Origin of the sequence: Massilia sp. GER05 (genome assembly GCF_052056005.1) — a bacterium.
In the GTDB taxonomy this organism is placed as follows: domain Bacteria; phylum Pseudomonadota; class Gammaproteobacteria; order Burkholderiales; family Burkholderiaceae_D; genus Telluria; species Telluria orientalis.
In genome coordinates this window covers 2,553,226-2,572,039 of sequence record NZ_CP178858.1, presented here as the reverse complement: position 1 = coordinate 2,572,039, position 18,814 = coordinate 2,553,226, and the positions used below count along the sequence as shown (strand labels likewise).

The 18,814-nt window shown below is 66.3% G+C and carries 20 protein-coding genes; 9 read left to right on the top strand and 11 right to left on the bottom strand.

The window, feature by feature from the left end; all coding sequences use genetic code 11:
• Nucleotides 1-104 precede the first annotated feature (104 nt).
• Nucleotides 105-746 carry a uridine kinase gene (gene udk, locus ACL58G_RS11540; RefSeq protein ID WP_413383473.1) on the top strand — a complete coding sequence of 214 codons (642 nt, stop codon included), beginning with the start codon at nt 105-107 and terminating at the stop codon, nt 744-746.
• Here the strand turns inward: udk and ACL58G_RS11535 are convergent.
• Nucleotides 721-1,632, bottom strand: coding sequence for a DMT family transporter (locus tag ACL58G_RS11535; RefSeq protein ID WP_440966967.1), 912 nt, complete (start codon nt 1,630-1,632; stop codon nt 721-723). The genes udk and ACL58G_RS11535 overlap by 26 nt on opposite strands.
• A gap of 101 nt (nt 1,633-1,733) precedes the next feature.
• Here ACL58G_RS11535 and ACL58G_RS11530 point away from each other — a divergent pair, with 101 nt between their 5' ends.
• Nucleotides 1,734-2,621, top strand: coding sequence for a helix-turn-helix domain-containing protein (locus ACL58G_RS11530; protein ID WP_440966965.1), 888 nt, complete (start codon nt 1,734-1,736; stop codon nt 2,619-2,621).
• A gap of 12 nt (nt 2,622-2,633) precedes the next feature.
• Here ACL58G_RS11530 and ACL58G_RS11525 read toward each other — a convergent pair whose 3' ends face one another.
• From ACL58G_RS11525 to ACL58G_RS11515, 3 genes are all read right to left on the bottom strand, one after another.
• A complete protein-coding gene (locus ACL58G_RS11525; RefSeq protein ID WP_440966964.1) occupies nt 2,634-3,572 on the bottom strand; it encodes a tetratricopeptide repeat protein in 939 nt (312 codons plus the stop codon).
• Nucleotides 3,573-3,750: 178 nt separating this feature from the next.
• Nucleotides 3,751-3,975, bottom strand: coding sequence for a hypothetical protein (locus tag ACL58G_RS11520; protein ID WP_440966962.1), 225 nt, complete (start codon nt 3,973-3,975; stop codon nt 3,751-3,753).
• Nucleotides 3,976-4,081: 106 nt separating this feature from the next.
• The gene (locus ACL58G_RS11515; protein WP_440966960.1) at nt 4,082-4,930 is read right to left on the bottom strand and encodes a dioxygenase family protein; all 849 of its coding nucleotides are present in this window, start codon (nt 4,928-4,930) and stop codon (nt 4,082-4,084) included.
• A 206-nt stretch (nt 4,931-5,136) separates the two neighbouring features.
• On the opposite strand from ACL58G_RS11515, the gene ACL58G_RS11510 reads away from it, so the two are divergent.
• Nucleotides 5,137-5,646 carry a DUF6622 family protein gene (locus ACL58G_RS11510; RefSeq protein WP_440966958.1) on the top strand — a complete coding sequence of 170 codons (510 nt, stop codon included), beginning with the start codon at nt 5,137-5,139 and terminating at the stop codon, nt 5,644-5,646.
• Between the two features lie 3 nt (nt 5,647-5,649).
• Here the strand turns inward: ACL58G_RS11510 and ACL58G_RS11505 are convergent, their stop codons facing one another.
• A complete protein-coding gene (locus ACL58G_RS11505) occupies nt 5,650-6,102 on the bottom strand; it encodes a DUF2214 family protein (protein WP_413341215.1) in 453 nt (150 codons plus the stop codon).
• A 103-nt stretch (nt 6,103-6,205) separates the two neighbouring features.
• The gene (gene hrpA, locus ACL58G_RS11500; RefSeq protein WP_440966956.1) at nt 6,206-10,339 is read right to left on the bottom strand and encodes an ATP-dependent RNA helicase HrpA; all 4,134 of its coding nucleotides are present in this window, start codon (nt 10,337-10,339) and stop codon (nt 6,206-6,208) included.
• 54 nt (nt 10,340-10,393) lie between these two features.
• Here hrpA and argA point away from each other — a divergent pair, with 54 nt between their 5' ends.
• Both argA and ACL58G_RS11490 read left to right on the top strand, forming a co-directional pair.
• Nucleotides 10,394-11,707: an amino-acid N-acetyltransferase gene (gene argA / locus ACL58G_RS11495; RefSeq protein WP_413339064.1), complete on the top strand. Its 1,314-nt coding sequence runs from the start codon at nt 10,394-10,396 to the stop codon at nt 11,705-11,707.
• A gap of 201 nt (nt 11,708-11,908) precedes the next feature.
• Complete coding sequence (locus ACL58G_RS11490) at nt 11,909-12,181, top strand: oxidative damage protection protein (RefSeq protein ID WP_056136429.1); 273 nt, start codon at nt 11,909-11,911, stop codon at nt 12,179-12,181.
• An 85-nt stretch (nt 12,182-12,266) separates the two neighbouring features.
• Here the strand turns inward: ACL58G_RS11490 and ACL58G_RS11485 are convergent, their stop codons facing one another.
• The gene (locus ACL58G_RS11485; protein ID WP_440966954.1) at nt 12,267-12,581 is read right to left on the bottom strand and encodes a hypothetical protein; all 315 of its coding nucleotides are present in this window, start codon (nt 12,579-12,581) and stop codon (nt 12,267-12,269) included.
• A 2-nt stretch (nt 12,582-12,583) separates the two neighbouring features.
• Entirely contained in the window at nt 12,584-13,261 is a 678-nt protein-coding gene (gene rpiA / locus ACL58G_RS11480; protein WP_440966952.1) for a ribose-5-phosphate isomerase RpiA, read from the bottom strand.
• A gap of 115 nt (nt 13,262-13,376) precedes the next feature.
• Between rpiA and ACL58G_RS11475 the strand changes: the two genes are divergently transcribed.
• The 4 genes from ACL58G_RS11475 to ACL58G_RS11460 all read left to right on the top strand — a co-directional run bounded on the left by ACL58G_RS11475 (nt 13,377) and on the right by ACL58G_RS11460 (nt 17,002).
• Complete coding sequence (locus tag ACL58G_RS11475; RefSeq protein ID WP_440966950.1) at nt 13,377-14,891, top strand: tetratricopeptide repeat protein; 1,515 nt, start codon at nt 13,377-13,379, stop codon at nt 14,889-14,891.
• Between the two features lie 28 nt (nt 14,892-14,919).
• Entirely contained in the window at nt 14,920-15,285 is a 366-nt protein-coding gene (locus ACL58G_RS11470) for a VOC family protein (RefSeq protein ID WP_413383447.1), read from the top strand.
• Between the two features lie 25 nt (nt 15,286-15,310).
• The gene (locus tag ACL58G_RS11465; RefSeq protein WP_440966948.1) at nt 15,311-15,910 is read left to right on the top strand and encodes a gamma carbonic anhydrase family protein; all 600 of its coding nucleotides are present in this window, start codon (nt 15,311-15,313) and stop codon (nt 15,908-15,910) included.
• 66 nt (nt 15,911-15,976) lie between these two features.
• The gene (locus tag ACL58G_RS11460; RefSeq protein ID WP_440966946.1) at nt 15,977-17,002 is read left to right on the top strand and encodes a flagellin N-terminal helical domain-containing protein; all 1,026 of its coding nucleotides are present in this window, start codon (nt 15,977-15,979) and stop codon (nt 17,000-17,002) included.
• A gap of 50 nt (nt 17,003-17,052) precedes the next feature.
• Here the strand turns inward: ACL58G_RS11460 and ACL58G_RS11455 are convergent, their stop codons facing one another.
• The 3 genes from ACL58G_RS11455 to eda all read right to left on the bottom strand — a co-directional run bounded on the left by ACL58G_RS11455 (nt 17,053) and on the right by eda (nt 18,804).
• Nucleotides 17,053-17,538 carry a hypothetical protein gene (locus ACL58G_RS11455; RefSeq protein ID WP_440966944.1) on the bottom strand — a complete coding sequence of 162 codons (486 nt, stop codon included), beginning with the start codon at nt 17,536-17,538 and terminating at the stop codon, nt 17,053-17,055.
• Between the two features lie 70 nt (nt 17,539-17,608).
• A complete protein-coding gene (locus ACL58G_RS11450; protein WP_440966942.1) occupies nt 17,609-18,172 on the bottom strand; it encodes a Rhs element Vgr protein in 564 nt (187 codons plus the stop codon).
• Nucleotides 18,173-18,180: 8 nt separating this feature from the next.
• The gene (gene eda / locus ACL58G_RS11445) at nt 18,181-18,804 is read right to left on the bottom strand and encodes a bifunctional 4-hydroxy-2-oxoglutarate aldolase/2-dehydro-3-deoxy-phosphogluconate aldolase (RefSeq protein WP_413339066.1); all 624 of its coding nucleotides are present in this window, start codon (nt 18,802-18,804) and stop codon (nt 18,181-18,183) included.
• Nucleotides 18,805-18,814: the final 10 nt, after the last annotated feature.

Genomic DNA, 18,814 nt, shown 5'->3' with positions numbered 1-18,814 from the left:
GTTGCAACAGAAATGAGTCATCGTCAATACAATGATGACTTGGTGCGGAAGATGATGGGGGAAGCCGGTCGCACCGGCCCAGTCAGTCCGGGTATCATGCAGGGATGAACCAGATTCCTTTCCAGCCGTTCGTCATTGGCGTCGCCGGCGGCAGCGGCAGCGGCAAGTCGACGGTGACCCAGCAGGTGCTGGCGTCGTTCGGCACCGAGATGGTCTCGGTCGTGATGCAGGACGATTACTACCGCGACCAGTCCGACCTCGCTCCGGAAGTCCGCCGCAAGCAGAATTATGATCACCCGCACGCGTTCGACTGGCCGCTGCTGGTCCAGCACGTGCAGGCGCTGCGCAACGGCGAATCGATCGAAATGCCCGAGTACGACTTCACGATCGACAACCGCTCCACGAAAACCATCCCCGTGAAACCGGCCCCGGTCATCGTGATCGAGGGCCTGTTCGCCTTGTACGACGCGGACCTGCGCGACATGATGTCGCTGAAGATCTTCGTCGACACCGCGGCCGACGTCCGCTTCATCCGCCGCATGCAGCGCGATATCGCGGAACGCGGCCGCACGATGGACAGCATCGTCAACCAGTACCTGGAAACGGTCCGCCCGATGCACAAGCAGTTCATCGAGCCGACCAAGCGCCACGCCGACGTCATCCTCCCCCACGGCGCGAACGACCCCGCGGTCGACGTCATCACCACCAAGGTGGCGAGCGTCATCGGCAAGTTGAAACGTTCCTGATCCCTGGCGCCGCAGTGACAGCCGGCTTCCTGAAGGCCAGCAGGTTACCGCCGAGGACCAGCACGACGCCGCCGACGGCCGGCAACGTCCAGTGATAGCCCTCGAGCACAGTCGACACGCTCAACGCGACGACGGGAAACAGCACCGTCGAGTAGGCCGCGCGGTCCGGCCCGATGCGGCCGACCAGCACCAGGTACGCCGTGAATGCGATGACGGAACCGGGGACGGCGAGGTAGAACAGCGCGCCGAGGTAGCGCGGGGTGGCATCCAGCGTGAACGGCATGCCCAGCAACCATGCGCCGCCGCCCACGATGGTCGAGCCGATCAGCATGGCCCAGGTATTGGTCAGCAGCGGCGTCAGGCCGAGTGCCTGCATCCGGCTCGACAGCAGATTCCCCGTCGAAAAGCACACGGTGCCCAGCAGTGACAGGCCCAGGCCCAGCAGCATGCCGTGATCGTTCCAGTGCCCCTGCATCTGCGGCAGGAACAGCAGCGCGATGCCGCACAAGCCGAGCAAGGAACCGACCAGCACCTGGCGCCGGATCGGACGCCCCATGAACAGGCGCAGGTTGACCGCGTTCCAGATCGGCGCCGTCGAAAAGACCACGGCCACGAGGCCGCTGGGCACCCACTGGCTGGCGTAATAAAAGCACAGGAAATTACAGCAGAACAGGGCGATGCCCTGCGCGAGCAGATAACGCCACGCCTGGCGCGGCGGCCACGCCTGCCGGCGCGTGGCGAGCAGGAACAGGAACAGCACGGCGGCGGCGATCCAGAAACGGTAGGCGATCGACACCGGGGCCGGGACGACGCCGAGCTGGAACTTGATCGCGATCCAGGTGGTGCCCCAGATGACGACGGTGAGCAGGTAAAGGAAGATATTCATGCTGCCATGATGGGCGCGGCCGCCGGCGCCGACTTGTCTGGTCTTGCGCTTTTCCGACGCCCTGTCGGACCAGGCTGCGGAAGAATGCTAGACTTTTTCGCATGCACTCCCGTCCCGCTCCCATCTCGCACGCCGTCTTCGACACCATGTGCGGCACCGACGCCACGCTCGAACGCTTCGTGTGGCTGGGCGACGGCATGGCCGCGGCGATCTGGCAGCGCGACACCCGTGAAGCGCTGACCGTGTACGACCGGCCCGGCCACCACACCCTCTCCTGCTACCTGGGCGGCGGCTACCGCACGGAACGCAGCGGCATGCACAGGCAGTACGGCGCGCCGCTGCGCCTGTGCACGCTGCCGGACGACCACGAATCGGAATGGGTGGTGCGCGACCATCTGCGCCTGCTGCACGTGTACTTCATGCCGGCGCATTTCACGCGCCGCGCCGTGGTGGAGCTGGACCGCGAACCGCGCGAGATCACGCTCGCCGACCGCACGTATTTCGAAAGCCCCGCCCTGCTGCGCCTGTGCCAGTCGCTGATCGCGACGCCGTGGGAAGACACCGACAATCTGCTGCGCGCCAACGAGATCACCCACGACACGCTGAGCGAACTGCTGCGCTCACAAGGCGTGCCGCGGCGCGAACTGCGGCTCAAGGGCGGCCTCGCGCCGCTGCTGCGCCGCAGGCTAGCCGACTACATCGACGCGAACCTGACGCAACCCATCACGCTCGGCACGCTGGCGCAGGTGGCCTGCCTGTCGGAGTTTCATCTGGCGCGCATGTTCCGCGTCTCGTTCGGCATGCCGCCGTCGGCCTGGATCGCCCAGCGCCGCCTCGAGCAGGCCCGCACGCTGTTGAAGACCACTGCCCTGCCCTTGCAGCAGGTCGCGGACCTGTGCGGCTATGCGGACCTGTCGCATTTCGGCCATCGTTTCCGGGCCGCGACGGGCACGTCGCCGCGGCGCTATCGGCAAGTCGTGGCACCTTGAGAACCCGCTTCCTCAAGGCCGGAAAGTCGCGTTCCAGCCGGCGAAAAACAGGCCGTACGCCCGCTCGCCGACGGCCGCCTTGATCGCCTCCAGCTCGCGCTTCGCTTCCCGGTGCCCCAGTTGCTCGGCAATGTGAAAATGGCGCGCAGCCCGCTTGTAATCCGGCTGCGGAGCGCCGGCATACATCTGCCCCAGCAGGTAGGCCTCGGCACTGTCCATGTCGTTCAGCTTGACGCCTTCGTCACGGATCGGCAGGGGTTGCGGGCGGGGGACGACCGTTTTGCGCGGCGGCGGCGCGGGCGGCAAGTTCCGGAGATGACGTCTCGCGTCCGCCGACCCCGCGTCCGCGGCCTGACGAAACCAGTGCCGCGCCTTCGCGATATCCTGCGGAACGCCAAACGATTCGTCCCAGTACAACTCACCCAGTTGCTCCATGGCGAGCAGCTTGACGTCCCTCTCGTGGGTATGCACGTGATCCAGGATCGTGTCGCACTGCCCCCTGGCGTCGGGACCGGGATAAGGGACCCGCGCCGTGCCCGCGCGTTCGAAGAATTGCAGCGCCATCGGGATGTCCGGCACAACGCCTTCTCCCCGGCGGTACATTTTCCCCAGCGCGAACAGGGCGCTGATGCATCCGTGGTCGGCCCCGTCGCGATAGCGCCGCTCGGCCGTCCTGCGGTTTTTCCGTGTGCCGTATCCGTTCGCATAACACAGCCCGGCGTAAAAGTGTCCGTAGGGGACACCCAGTTCGCCGGCTTTCCTGAACGCGGCCAGGATCGCGCCCGGATCCTTGAACTTCCGGTCATGCTTGAGCCGGATGAACGCTTCGACCAGCGACGCGTGGGCGTGGTCCGCAGCGTCGAGCTCACGCAGCATTTTGATGGAAACCTTCTCGTCTTCGGCGACAAAGCGGTGAAAAGCGGATCGTGCCAATCGGTAGCCGGTGCTCATGGTCAGGTGTTCTCCTGATGGTGGGTTGAAATCGGGACAACCGTGACGTCGCTGCCGAACGCGCACACGCTCACGTCGAGCGTCCCGGGCGGCAGCGTGGCGTCGCATCCAAGGCTATGGAGGATCGTGGCCGCAGGGTGCATTGTTCGATGTGCGAAAACGTCATCGCCGATGCCGATCAGCGCATGGGAGAAAAGTCGAAGTCCTTCACGAAGGCGACGACGGCGTGCCCCTGCACCAGCAGGATGCTCTCCGTCTTCAGTTGCGCCGCCAGCGCGTCGATGAAACTCTCCTTGATCCGGTCGCGCTCGCAGAACGTGTAGAACCTCGGCCAGCGCATGGTCAGGACATCGAGCGCCTCGCGCCGCATGTGGTCCGAAATTTCGCCAGAAATTGCCTTCACCGATAATGCCATCTCACCCTCTCTTAAAACGCTGTAAGCGCATCACAAGAGCGAGAATATCACATCGTAAGGATTACCTAAGACATTTTTATGTTCTATTTACCATTCACAACGACACACCTATCGTCAGCGTAACCACATATCCGTTCACCGGATCCCCGCTCACGGACGCCATCTGCAGCGACGTGCCGTCGTTGAACACGTTGTCCGTCGCATAGCTCATCGAGGCCAGGTTGCGCGAGCTGGTGCTGTATGCCGTCGTCGCATAGGCTTCGTTCAGGGTCGCCATCGGGAACGTGAACTGCGAGGTCTTGACGCGGTTGGCGGCGCTCGTCGCCTTCGCGAGACTCGGGTAGACCTCGAAGTGGATGTGCGGCATGCGGCCCGAGTAGCAGCCCGGGAAGATCGTCGTGAACGTCACGCTGCCCGTGCTGTCCGCCTCCTGCACGCCGCGCAGGTAGTTCTCGCTCGTCAGGCCGCTCGCGTACATCGAGTAATTGCCGTCGCGGTCGCAGTGCCACAGGTAGACCGCGGCGCCGGCCGCGCTGGCGCAGCTCGCGCCCACGTTCACGATCTGCAGTTTCAGGGTCGTCGGGATGCCGGCCGCCGTCTTGCTGCCGGGAGAAACGCTCGTGCGGATGTCGCTGCGCACGATGCCGGACAGCGCCAGCGCGTTCGCGATGCCGTTGCCGTTGCCGTTGGTGCCGTCGCCCGGGTACGGGCCGCCCGTCTCCTCCGGAATGACGGAACAGGTGCCGGTGGTGGTGGTGGTGCTGCCCGTCGACGTCGTCGATGACGCCACGATATCGCCGGACGATCCGCCGCCCCCACCGCAACTCGCGAGCGGCACGGCGGCCGCGGACGCGAACAGCCAGCGCAGCGACTGGCGCCGGCTGGCCTGGGTGGCGAGCATGCGCTCGAGGTCTTCGGCAAGGCTGTGGTGTGAATGATCCATGTGTCCCCCTGGGTTACGGAAGGCGCATTGTCGGATGGGGAAACGTTAAGCGCGGTCAACCACCGTAAAGCTGTGTAAAGACGCTGCATTTCGCGCCGCCCAGCCGCATTTCGCGCCGCGATCGCAACATGTCGTCGCATGAGCGCACGGGCATGCGGGGGCGCTGGCACAGTGGCATCAACTTAACGCACTTGATGGAGCCGACCATGCTGATCCAGATCCTGACCCACACCCCGCTGTACGTCTGGGCGATCCTCGCCTTCCTCGTCTACCGCGGCATGGCCGCCATGCGCGACCGCGACGTGGAAGTCCGCAAGCTCGTCATGATCCCGGCCGTGATGCTGCTGCTGTCGCTGCAGGACATCGGCACGAAATTCGGTCTCGGTGGATGGGCGCTGGCCGCGTGGGCGGCGGCTGCCGCCGGCATGGCGCTGGCGGCGGGGCTGGCGGGTTCGGAGCGCATCGCGGCAAGCACGGTGCCGGGCCATGTGCGCGTGCGCGGCAGCCGCCTGCCGCTCGTCATGATGATGGCCGTGTTCTTCACGAAGTACGTGGCGTCGGTGACGCTGGCCGTCGCGCCGCAGTTGCGTCAGGACACCCTGTTCGCCTGCATCGTGTGCGGCCTGTTCGGCGTCTTCAACGGCTGGTTCATCGGCCGGCTGGTGGGCGACATGGCGTCCGTGCGCATGCTGCCGGCCGGCGCGGCAGCCGCCTGAGAATCAGTACCCGACGCCGCGGGCCATCATCGCCGCGAAGATCGGGATCAGGGCGAACACGTGGATCTCCAGCAGCATCGTCCGGCGCAGCGCGGTGACCTCGTCCAGCGCCGGCACGAACGCCGCATCCGCCTTCGCCCGTTTTTGCCAGGCGAGGATGCGCAACGTGGGCTTGATCGAGATGAGGCCCACGGCGGCGAAGGCCGCGATCTTGGCCCAGAACATCGGGTTGTGCATGTAGAACGCGGCGCCCTTCGCGCCATACGCCACGCGCAGGAAGCCGACGATCAGGATCGCCAACGCCATCACGCCATACGCCGCGTCGAAGCGCCCCAGCAGGCGCACGGTCTGCGGCGACATCGCGGCGGGCCGCATCAGCGCCAGTTCGGCGGCCAGGGCGGACGCGATGCCGAATACGATCAGGTGGTGGACGATGGCGAGCACGAGGTCGGTCATGGCAAAGTCGTTGGCAGTGATGAGATGTCAACTGTAGCAAACTTCGGGGTCAGAGCCCGATTTTGGGCAATTTCCAAAAATCGGGCTCTGACCCCGGTGTTGACTAGCGCAGCATCGACTCCCACACTTTCTGCAGGCGCTTGGAAGACACCGGCATCGGCGTACGCAGCTCCTGCGCGAACAGCGACACGCGCAGTTCTTCCAGCATCCAGCGGAACTCGATCATGCGCGGGTCGAGGTTCTTCAGCGGCTGGTTCTTCACCGTGCGCTGGAACTGCGTCGCCGCCGTCTGCCACTCCGCCATCAGCTGCGCGTCGCGCGCCGGATTGCCGCGCAGTTTTTCCAGGCGCACGTTCATCGCCTTCAGGTAGCGCGGGAAGTGCGCCAGCTGGCTGTACTCCGTCTCCGCGATGAAGCGCTTGTGCACGAGGCCCTGCAACTGCGCCTGCATGTCGCTCGCGACGGCCGGCGGCAGGCCTTGCAGGCGCTTCGGCAGGCCGTGGAACTCCGCGAGGATCTGGCCGGCGAGGCGCGCCGTCTCGTTGATCAGCAGGCCGATGCGGCCCTTGCCCTCGTCCTTGCGCTTGTTGAACGAGGCGGCGTCATGCGGCAGCGGGTCCTGCAAACAGGCGATCTCGATGGCCTTGTTGACGATCTGCTCGCGCAGCTCTTCCGGCGTACCTACCGACATGAACTGCATGCCCATCTGCTGCAGGCCCGGCACGTTCTTTTCCGCGAATTTCAGCTGGTCCTTGAACTGCAGCGCGAACAGGCGGCGCAGGCCGATGCGGTGCGTGCGCGCCGCCACGTTCGGGTCGTCGAAGACTTCCAGGTCGCAGTACGTGCCCTTGTCCACGAGCGCGGGGAAGCCGATCAGCGTGATCTTCCCCTGCGTGATCTCCAGCAGTTCCGGCAGCTCGCCGAACGTCCAGCCGGTGATGTTCGTGTGGGCGGTCGGCGCGGCGGGTGCGGCCGGTGCGGGCTTGCCTTTCGCCGCTGCCGGCGCGGCTGGCGCGGCCAGCGGCTTGGCGCTTGACGGCCCGGCAGCCGGCGTCGTCTCCGCCATGCGCTGGAAACTCTGGCGCGCCTGGCCGCCCAACTCGGCCTGCAACGTGGCCAGGTTGCGGCCCATGTCCAGCTGGCGGCCGTGTTCATCGACCACCTTGAAGTTCATGAAGAGGTGGGCCGGCAAGGTCTCCAGCTTGAAGTCCGTCGTCATCACGCGCACGCCCGTCTGCGCGTGGATGTCCGCGATCAGCGCGTCGATCAGGTCCCCGCGGCCGAAGCGCACGGGGTCCTCGTTGCGCTCGAAGAAGCGCGCGGCGTACTCCGGCAGCGGCACGCAGTGGCGGCGCAGCTTCTGCGGCAGGGACTTCAATAGCAGCTGCACTTTTTCCTTCAGCATGCCCGGCACGAGCCAGTCCGCGCGCTCGCGCGGGATCTGGTTCAGCGCGAACAGCGGCACGGCCAGGGTCACGCCGTCGCGCGGGCTGCCCGGTTCGAAGTGGTACGACAGGCCCATCTCGATGCCGGTGACGTTCATCGTCTTCGGGAACAGCTCCGTCGTGACGCCCGCCGCTTCGTGGCGCATCAGTTCTTCGCGGTTCAGGTACAGGAGCTTGGGGTTGTCGCGCGACGCGTCCTTGTACCACTTCTCGAAACCCGCACCGTTCACCACGTCCGACGGGATCTCGCTATCGTAGAACGCATGGATCAACTGGTCGTCCACGAGCACGTCCAGGCGGCGCGACTTGTGTTCGAGGTTCTCGATTTCCTTGATCAGCTTGTGGTTGTGCGCGAAGAACGGCGAACGCGTCTCGTAATCGCCGCCGACCAGCGCGTCGCGGATGAAGATCTCGCGGGCCTCGGCTGGATTGTGCTGGGCGTAGTTGATGCGGCGCTGGCTGTAGACGACGATGCCGTACAGCGTCGCGCGCTCGCTCGCCGTGACCTGCGCCGTGCGCTTTTCCCAGCGCGGCTCGCCCCACGATTTTTTCAGCAGGTGGCCGCCGATCTTCTCGACCCACTCCGGCTGGATCTGGGCGATGCAGCGCGCGTACAGGCGCGTCGTCTCGACCAGTTCCGCCGCCATGATCCATTTGCCGGCCTTCTTGCCGAGGGTGGAACCGGGCCAGATGTGGAACTTGATGCCGCGCGCGCCAAGATAGGCGCCGCCGGTTTGTCCACCCTCGTCTTCCATCTTGTAGCCGATATTGCCGAGCAAACCGGTCAGCAGCGCCATGTGCAGCTGCTCGTACGTGGCCGGGGCGTCGTTCAGGCGCCAGCCCTGCTCCTTCACGATCGTGAGCAGTTGCGAGTGCACGTCGCGCCACTCGCGCAGGCGCACCTGCGACAGGAAGTTCTCGCGGCAGTTGTCCTGCAGCTGGCGGTTGGTCTTCTTGTGCTCGATGGCCTGCTCGAACCAGCGCCAGATCTTCAGGAAGCTCAAGAATTCGCTCTTTTCGTCGGCGAACTTCTTGTGCTTCTCGTCGGCCTGCTGCTGGTATTCCATCGGCCGGTCGCGCGGGTCCTGCACGGACAGCGCGGATGCGATGATCAGCATCTCGGTCAGGCACACGTTGTCGACGGCTGCCAGGATCATGCGGCCCACGCGGGGGTCGAGCGGCAGCTTGGCCAGCTTGCGGCCCATCGCCGTGAGCTCGTTGGCGTCGTCGACGGCGCCCAGTTCCTGCAGCAGCTGGTAGCCGTCGGCGATGGCGCGGCCCTGCGGTGGTTCGACGAACGGGAAGGTCTCCACGTCCGTCAGGTGCAGGGACTTCATGCGCAGGATGACGGCCGCCAGCGACGAGCGCAGGATCTCCGGGTCCGTGAATTTCGGCCGTTGCAGGAAATCGTCTTCCTCATATAAACGGATGCAGACGCCGTCCGCGACGCGGCCGCAACGGCCCGCGCGCTGGTTGGCGGCGGCCTGCGAGATCGCCTCGACCTGCAGCTGCTCGACCTTGTTGCGGTAGCTGTAGCGTTTTACGCGCGCCAGGCCGGCGTCGACGACGTAGCGGATGCCGGGCACCGTCAGCGACGTCTCGGCCACGTTCGTCGCGAGGACGATGCGGCGCGCGTTCGTCGTGCGGAACACGCGGTCCTGTTCTTCGACGGAGAGTCGCGCGAACAGCGGCAGGATTTCCACGTGCGGCGGATGGTGTTTTCGGAGCGCCTCGGCGCAGTCGCGGATCTCGCGCTCGCCCGGCAGGAACACGAGCACGTCGCCCTGGCCCAGGCGGCACAATTCGTCGACGCCGTCGACGACGGCATCCATCAGGTCGCGCTTGTCGCGCGCGGCCTGCGCTTTCGACATCGATTTTCCGTCGGCGGCGGGTGCGAATTCCTGGTCGCGTTCGACGGGGCGGTAACGCACCTCGACCTTGTACAAACGGCCCGACACTTCGATGACGGGTGCCGGCTTTTCCGGCGTGCCGAAGTGGCGCGCGAAGCGGTCGGCGTCGATCGTCGCGGACGTGATGATCACCTTCAGGTCCGGCCGGCGCGGCAGGATCTCCTTCAGGTAGCCGAGCAGGAAGTCGATGTTCAGGCTGCGTTCGTGCGCCTCGTCGATGATGATCGTGTCGTAGGCCTTGAGCAGCGGGTCGGTCTGGGTTTCGGCCAGCAGGATACCGTCCGTCATCAGCTTGACCCAGGCGCCGGACGACAGCGTGTCGTTGAAGCGGACCTTGTAGCCCACGTGCTCGCCCAGCGGCGAACCGAGTTCGAACGCGATGCGCTTCGCGGTCGACGACGCGGCGATGCGGCGCGGCTGCGTGTGGCCGATCATGCCCTTTTCGCCGCGACCCAGCTCCAGGCAGATCTTCGGCAGCTGCGTCGTCTTGCCCGAGCCGGTTTCGCCGGACACGATCACCACCTGGTTCTCCATCAGCGCCTTCGCGATTTCGGCGCGGCGGCCCGAGACAGGGAGGTCTTCCGGGAAGGTGATCGGGGGGAGCGGATTGCGCACCGCGTCCTTGCGCGCGGGGCGCTCCTCGCGTGAACGTTGGGTGCCTTCGCGCGGCTTGGCCGGACGGTCCTGCGCAGGAGCGTCCGCCCGCAAGGTGGAGCCTGGCGACGGACGCACCTGCGCCTGCGCGAGCGCGTTCGCGAGCGCGCCCTCGCGCGCAGGCGGGCGCGGACCGCGACGGGCGTCGCCGCGCGGCGGTTGCGAGGAACGGTCGGGGGATGCGGCGCGCGCCGGCTTGGGCGCAGGCTTGTTACTCTGTTCAGACATTGATTTTTACGAGGATTTGGTGCGCAAGTCGCGCAGCGAATTATAATGCGGCAAATGGAAAACCCTACCCAATTCGTCCAGTGGCTGCGCTCCGTCGCGCCGTATATTCACGCATTCGGCGGCAAGACCTTCGTCGTCGCTTTCCCCGGTGAACTGGTGTCGGCCGGCGCCCTGCCCGTGCTGGCGCAGGACCTGTCACTGCTGGTCGGACTCGGCATCCGCGTCGTGCTGGTGCACGGGTCGCGGCCGCAGGTCGCCGAACAGCTCGCGCTGCGTAACGTCGCGGGCCGCTTCCACAACGGCGTGCGCGTCACCGACAGCGCGGCGATGGAATGCGCCAAGGAAGCCGCCGGCGAACTGCGCCTGGACATCGAGGGCGCGTTCAGCCAGGGCTTGCCCAACACGCCGATGTCGAATGCGCACATCAGCATCGTTTCCGGCAACTTCGTCACCGCGCGCCCGCTCGGCGTGATCGACGGCGTCGACCACGAGCTGACGGGCGTGACGCGCAAGGTCGCCGCCGCCAAGATCCAGCCCATCCTGGAGACCGAGGACAACATCGTCCTGCTGTCGCCGCTGGGCTTCTCGCCGACCGGCGAGGTGTTCAACCTGACGATGGAGGACGTGGCGGTATCCGCCGCCATCGCCCTGCATGCCGAAAAGCTCATCTTCATCACGGAGACGCCGCTGATGAAGGACGCCGGCGGCGGCGACATCCGCGAACTGTCGTCGCACCAGGCCGAAGCCGTGCTGCAGGCGGGCTTCCTGCCGAACGACGCGTCGTTCTACCTGCAGCACGCGATCAAGGCGTGCAACAGCGGCGTCGACCGCGCCCACATCGTCCCGTTCTCGACGGACGGCTCCGCGCTGCTGGAACTGTTCACCCACGACGGCGTGGGCACGATGATCACGCACGACAACCTGGAGAGCCTGCGCCAGGCCACAATTGAGGACGTCGGCGGAATTATCAAGCTCATCGAGCCGCTCGAAGCGGACGGCACGCTGGTCAAGCGTCCGCGCGAGCTGATCGAACGCGAAATCGAACAATTCTCCGTGATCGAGCACGACGGCGTCATCTTCGGCTGCGCCGCGCTCTACCCGTTCCCGGAATCGAAGATGGCGGAAATGGCCTGCCTGACGGTGAGCCAGGACGCGCAGACCCAGGGCGACGGCGAGCGCATTCTAAAACACATGGAAAACCGCGCCCGCGCGGCCGGCATGTCCAAGCTGTTCGTGCTGACCACGCGCACGTCGCACTGGTTCAAGAAACGCGGGTTCGTGCCGGCGACCGTCGACGACCTGCCCAAGGACCGGGCGCACATGTACAACTGGCAACGCAGGTCGCAAATCCTGATCAAGCAGCTGTAAAACCGTCGTCCCCGCGAAAGCGGGGACCCATGCTGAAGATCCAAAGTCGAGCTCTTGGACACTTCGCATCGCCTCCGAATTACCGAATCTTGGGCCTCGGCGTGGATTCCCGCTTTCGCGGGAATGACGAAGTCAACGTCTGTAGCTTTTCCAACCTGGCCTTATAATCACGTTTTCCGATACCGAACCAGGAGCAAGAACATGGCCCGCACCGTCCACTGCATCAAACTGAACAAGGAAGCCGAAGGCCTGGCCTTCCCGCCGTACCCGGGCGAACTGGGCAAGCGCATTTATGAAAGCGTGTCGAAGGAAGCCTGGGATGGCTGGCTGAAGCACCAGACGATGCTCATCAACGAAAACCGCCTGAACATGGCCGACGCGCGCGCCCGCAAATACCTGGCCACGCAAATGGAACGCCATTTCTTCGGCGAAGGTGCCGACGAGGCTGCCGGCTACGTACCGCCGTCCGCCTGATTCCGTCGCGTGGGCACCCCGTGCCCACGCGTAACGTCAACAATTCGCATACGTCACGCGTGGGCGGAGGGCCGCCCACCCTACGTTACATCGGCCTGCACTGGCGCAGCTCGCAGCGCGCCATGAAAACCTTCCCGCCGTCGCAGCGCATGCGATAGACCTCGACCGGCCCCGGCTCCGTGATGAGCCCGGCACCCTGCCCGCCCGTGCATCCTTGCTGCTTCGCCATCTTCTCGACGGTCGCCGACGACACGCCCATGCGGAACGGAATCGTCTCGATGGCCGGCGCGGTATCGGCCGCAGCCACAGGTGCGGCTGGTGCGGCCGGCATCTGCCTGTGGAACGTGGAGCAGCCGCCCAGCACCGCGACGGCCGCGCAAATGAGCGCCAGGCGGTTCATGCTCAGAACGTCAGCTTCTTGACGCCTTCGCCCGTGCCCAGCAGGCAGACGTCGGCGCCGCGGCGGGCGAACAGGCCGACGGCGATCACGCCGACGATCTGGTTGATCTCCGATTCCAGCGCCACCGCATCCGTGATCGACAGGCCGGCCACGTCCAGGATGTAGCCGCCGTTGTCGGTGACGAACGCATCCGTACTGCCCGGCTTGGTGCGCAGGCGCGGCTGGCCTCCCAGCGCGGCCAGCTTGCGGCTGACGGCGTTCGCGGCCATCGGCACCACCTCGACCGGCAGCGGGAATTGTCCGAGCGTCTCGACCAGCTTGGAGCCGTCGGCGATGCACACGAACTTGCCCGATACGGAGGCAACGATCTTTTCGCGCGTCAATGCCGCACCGCCGCCCTTGATCATGGCGCCGGTGGCGTTGATCTCGTCGGCGCCGTCGACGTAGACGGAGATCGACTCGACGTCGTTCAGGTCGAACACCTCGATGCCGTGGCCGCGCAGGCGCGTCGCCGTCGCTTCCGACGACGCCACCGCGCCCTTGATGCGCGACTTGATCTTGCCGAGTTCGTCGATGAAGAAGTTGGCAGTGGAGCCGGTGCCGACGCCGATGATTTCGCCGTCGACCACGTATTCGATGGCGGCGCGCGCCACTGCCTGCTTGAGTTCGTCCTGAGTCATGATGTTGGAAGGAGGTGAAGAAGAATCCGACATTTTAACGGATTCGCATGTCGCGCCAAATATCATGCCAATTCAGCATATAATCTTGCAACCAAAGAAACACCGCCGACGACCCATGCTCCGGACACTGACCACCCTGCTGCTCGCCTTCGTCCTCGCGCACACCGCGACGGCCGCCGACTTCACGCCGTCCACCCCGCCCGGCCCGTACCGCGTCGGCTTCCACGTCCGCCAGCAGTACGACCGGGCGCGCGTCTACCAGCATCCGCGCAGTCCCGTCACGGCGCAGGCGACGAGCGGCGACCGGTCGCGGCCGCTGCAGACGCTGATCTGGTATCCGGCCATCGGCACGGGCGGCGCGCTGACCTACCGCGACTACGTGACGACGGTGGCAACGGAAGAGGAATTCAGCCGCATGCCGGACCAGGTGCGCCGCGCCACCGACGCGCTCGTCGACACGCGCACCCCGCAGGTCCAGCGCGACCTGGCCAGCCCCGTGCGCGCCCTTCGGGACGCGCCCGAGCGCCCCGGTAAATTCCCCGTCGTGATCTACGCGCCGAGCCACAGTGCCTACGCCATCGAGAACACCGACCTGTGCGAATACCTCGCGAGCCACGGCTACATCGTGATCGCGACGCCGTCGCTGGGTCCGCGCTCGCACAGGATGACCGCGAGCCTGGAGGGCGCCGAAGCGCAGGCGGACGACATCGGCTTCCTCGTCGGCTACGTCCAGACGCTGGCGCAGGCGGATACGAACCGCATCGCCGTCGTCGGCCACAGCTGGGGCAGCCTGGCAAGCGTGCTGGCCGCGGCCCGCGACGACCGCATCCGCGCGCTCGTCACGCTGGACGGCTCGCTGCGCGCCGCGTACGACTACGTAAACGGCGGCCCGCGCGCCGCGGGCTACGTCACGCCGGAACGCCTGGGCATCCCGCTGCTGTACATGACGCGCCTGCAGGACGAAGGCGCGATCGGCTCCGAACTGCTGGGGCGCATGCGGTACGCCGACGTGTATCTCGCCACGCTGGACGCCGCGAGCCACATGGATTTCTCGTCGTGGTCGCTGCGCATGGCGCCGGACGCCGCCTTCGGCCAGCGCACGCGCGCGCAATCGGCCCAGGCCTACGGCGCGATGACGCGCATGGTGGAACGCTTCCTCGACGCCCGCCTGCGCAACGATGCCCCGGCCCGCCGCCAACTGGACGACGCCGTCGCCGCGAACCGTCCGCCGGCCGGCTTCGTCTCGTTCGCGGTACGCCGCGCCACGGGCGCGCCGCCGACGCTGGACACGTTCCTCGAGCAACTGGGCCAGCAGGGCTTCGAGCACATCGCCACCATCTACGACCGCCTGCACGCACAGAATCCCGACCTCGCCCTCGACCCGCTGCAAGCCCACGACTGGGGCATGAAGCTGCTGCGCGAGCGGCGCGCCGCGGATGCCATGCACGTGTTCCGGCTGGGCGTCAAACTGTATCCGGAACGCTTCGACTTCCTCTACGACGGCCTCGGCCAGGCATACGAGGCGGCCGGCGAGCGCGACGCTGCCATCACGAATTACCGGCAGGCGCTGGCGCTGGAGCCGGGGCAGGCGCATGCGCGCGAACGACTGGGGGCGCTGGGGGCGCAGTAATCATTCTTTGACGACGGCGGAGACCGACATGAAACGCGTGACCGGCATCGGCGGCATCTTCTTCCAGGCGCAAGACCCGGCCGCGCTGGGCGCCTGGTACCAGCGCCACCTGGGCATCGACGTCCAGCCGTGGGGCGGCGCCGCGTTCGACTGGACCGACCCCAAGGGCGCCACCGCCTGGTCCGTGTTCCCTGCGGACAGCGACCAGTTCGCGCCGGGCCGGGCCCCGTTCATGATCAACTATCGCGTCGACAACCTCGCCGCCCTGCTGCAGGCCCTGCGCGCCGAAGGCTGCAATGTGCTCGACAGGACGGACGACGGCGAATACGGCAAGTTCGGCTGGGTCATCGATCCCGAAGGCAACAAGGTCGAGCTGTGGGAACCGCCGGCCTGATCACCCACCGTTAAAAGACTTCACCATGCCGCTCTCGAACTACCTCGACACCTCTCCGCAGCTTGCCGAGCGCGTCTACGTGCACGCCTCGGCCCAGGTCATCGGCAGCGTCCGCCTCGGCGCGGACAGCTCGATCTGGTGCAACGCCGTGCTGCGCGGCGACGTCAACGACATCGTGATCGGCCGCTGCACCAACGTCCAGGACCTGACGATGGGCCACGTGTCCCACAAGCCGCCCGCCAGGCCGGACGGCTCGCCGCTCGTCATCGGCGACTACGTCACCATCGGCCACGCCGTCATCCTGCACGGCTGCCGCATCGGGAACGAATGCCTCATCGGCATGGGCACCATCGTGATGGACGACGTGGTCGTCGAGGACCGCGTCATGGTCGGCGCCGGCAGTCTCGTCCCGCCGAACAGGACGCTGGAAAGCGGCTTCCTGTACATGGGCCGGCCCGTCGTCAAGGTGCGGGCGCTGTCCGAGGCCGAGATCGCGTACCTGCGCTATTCGGCCGAGCATTATGTGCGCATCAAGGACAATTACCTGAACGGATCCACTGAGCACCGTGCGCCCGCCGCCCCTGAAGCAGAAACGTCGAAAACTGCAAAATCGAAAGAATATTGATTCAATATTTAATACGAAGCGGAATCCGGTCGCCCTATTAACAGGAGATCATTGACTGTTTCATAAATGCTGAGTCTTCACACCAATTTCGCATCGCTGTCGGCACTGAAGGTCATGGGCCGCACCCAGGCCTGGCTGTCGACGTCGATGACGCGCCTGTCGACCGGCTACCGCGTCAATTCGGCGCAGGACGACGCCGCCGGCCTGCAAATCGCCACGCGCCTGAAAGCGCAAAGCAGCGGCATGACCGTGGCCATGCGCAACACGCAGAATTCGATCTCGCTGCTGCAAACCGCCGACGGGGCGCTGAACGAAGTCAACGACATCCTCATCCGCATGAAGGACCTGGCGACCCAGGCCGGCGATACCTCGTCGTCGAGCGCCGACAGGGACGCCCTGCAGGCGGAATACGATTCACTGACGGACGAACTGTCGAACATCTTCAGCAACACTGGCTTCGGCGGCACCACGCTGCTGAACACCTCCGCAACGACGGGCGGAAAACTCGGGGATACGGCGGGCCTCTCGTTCCAGATCGGCGCGGACAGTGCGGAAACGATGCATGCCGATTTCTCGCCGCAACTGCACAACGTCGACCTCCTGCTGCAGGCCGCGACGACCAGCGACATCACCTCGCTCGACGGCAGCGGGAATACGGTGGTTACCATCGTCACCCGTTTCGCGGGCGACAGCTCGACCACCAACACAACGCCGGGCCACACCCTCGCCGACATCGTGATCCCCACGACGACGAATGTCCCCGACGGTTTCGGCGGCACGATCACGGTCCATGGCACGATGACGCTCTTCGCCGATCCGGCCGCGACGATCGGCAAGCTGGGCGACGCCCTCGACGCCGTGTCGGCGCTGCGGTCCGGACTGGGCGCGGTCGCGAACCGCCTGGACCACGTCTACAACAACCTGGCGAACGTCTCGACCAATACGCAGGCCGCCACCGGCCGCATCATGGACGTCGATGTCGCGACGGAGTCGTCGGCCATGACGGCGAACCAGATGCTCATGCAGTCCAGCACGGCCATGCTGAAGCAGACCAACAGCCTGGCCTCGATGGTGATGGCGCTGCTGCAATAGCGGCGCCCGTACCAGCCGACGCAGCAAGACGCCGGCCGACGATGACGGCGTCAATCGCCCGGCGGCAAACACCCGTACATGCGCGGCCCTTTCCTGTCGCCATTCCAGATCTGGTGCACGACCGCACTGCCGTCATGCTGGCGCGCAAGGCAGAACCTGGCCTCGTAGCTGGACGCGGCGCTGCCCTTGCCCGGCTCCGCCTCGATGCGCAGGCTGTAGATCCGCCCCGGCGCCAGCGGCGCGGGCGTCGTGCGCGGCAGCGACGCCACCTTGCCGCCGTACGGCACGCACATGCCGAACGTGAGGGGGAACGTGCGCTCCTTCGGCATCGTCATCTTCCACACCGGGCGTGTCCCCTCCCACACGACGATCGACCGGAATTCCGGCGTGCCCAGGCGTTCCTCGCGCGGGGTGATGGTGAAGCACGGGCCGCCACGCGGGCCTTCGCGCACCTCGGCCGCGCCGACGCGGGCGCACGCCGGCGCGGCCAGGCACCAGGCACACAGCAGCACGGGGATGCGATAAGGGACGGACATGATGACCTCGACGGAGCGCAAGGCGAAAGCCTACGACGGCAGCACCGTCAGATTTTGAGGCTACGCAAGCTCAGGCGGAGACAGACGCTACCATCCGCGCGAAGCGGCGTGCGCTGCCGCGCGGCAGGTTGTCCGGGTCGCGCGGGTCGGCGAGGAAGCGGGCCAGCACCTGTTCGTACAAGTCGAGCTGGTGGGCATACCGGCGCTGGCGCATGATGCGCGGGTTGCGCATGTATTTCAGCGCAAAATAATCCGCGAGCAAGTCGCCCTGGGCTTCCATGTTGTAGTCGGACAGGCGCGCGCCCGGACGCAGTTCGTAGCGGTACGACAGGCCGATGCGGAAGGCGCCGCGCAACCGGACCGGGTAGCCCAGCTGGTGCTGCCACACGTGCACCATCTCGTGCATGAACCAGTGGATCGTGTGCGGATCGCCCGCGCCATAATCGGGCAGGAAACAGGAGGGGTGGAAATACATGCTGCCGTTGGGCGTCATGGCGCAGTTTTTCGGCTGCACCAGCGGCAGGTAGCGGCGCCCGTGCACGCGCACGCGCGACGCATCGATGGCGCCGCCGAACAGCAGCGACGCCATGCGTATTTCGGCCGGGGTCAGGCCCCGGACGAGGCGCCGCCGCATGTTCCGGATCAGGCCGCTTTCAGTGCGGATGCGGCTTTCGCCAGCTCGGTGATCAGGCCCCAGTCGCCGGCCTTCATCGCGTCCGCCGGGGTCAGCCAGGAGCCGCCCACGCACGCGACGTTCTTCAGCGCGAGGAATTGCGGCGCCGTCTCGATCGAGATGCCGCCCGTCGGGCAGAAGGTCACGTCCGGCAGCGGGCCGCCGATACCCTTCAGCATGCCGACGCCGCCCGCCGGCACGGCCGGGAACAGTTTCAGCTGCTTGAAGCCGGCTTCGCGCGCCACCATCACTTCGGACGGGGTCATGCAGCCCGGCAGCAGCGGCAGGCCGCTCTTCTTCGCTGCCTCGATCAGCGACGGCGTCAGGCCCGGCGACACGCCGAACACGGCGCCCGCATCGCGCGACGCGGCGAATTCTTCCGGCTGCGTCAGCGTGCCGACGCCGACGATCGCGCCTTCCACCTGGGCCATCGCGCGGATCGCCTCCAGGCCGTGCCTGGTGCGCAGCGTGACTTCGAGCACGCGGATGCCGCCGGCGACCAGCGCCTTGGCGAGGGGGACCGCATGGTCCGGGTCGTCGATCGCGATCACGGGGATCACGACGGCGGATTTCATGATGTCCAGCAGGGTCATTTCGTTACTC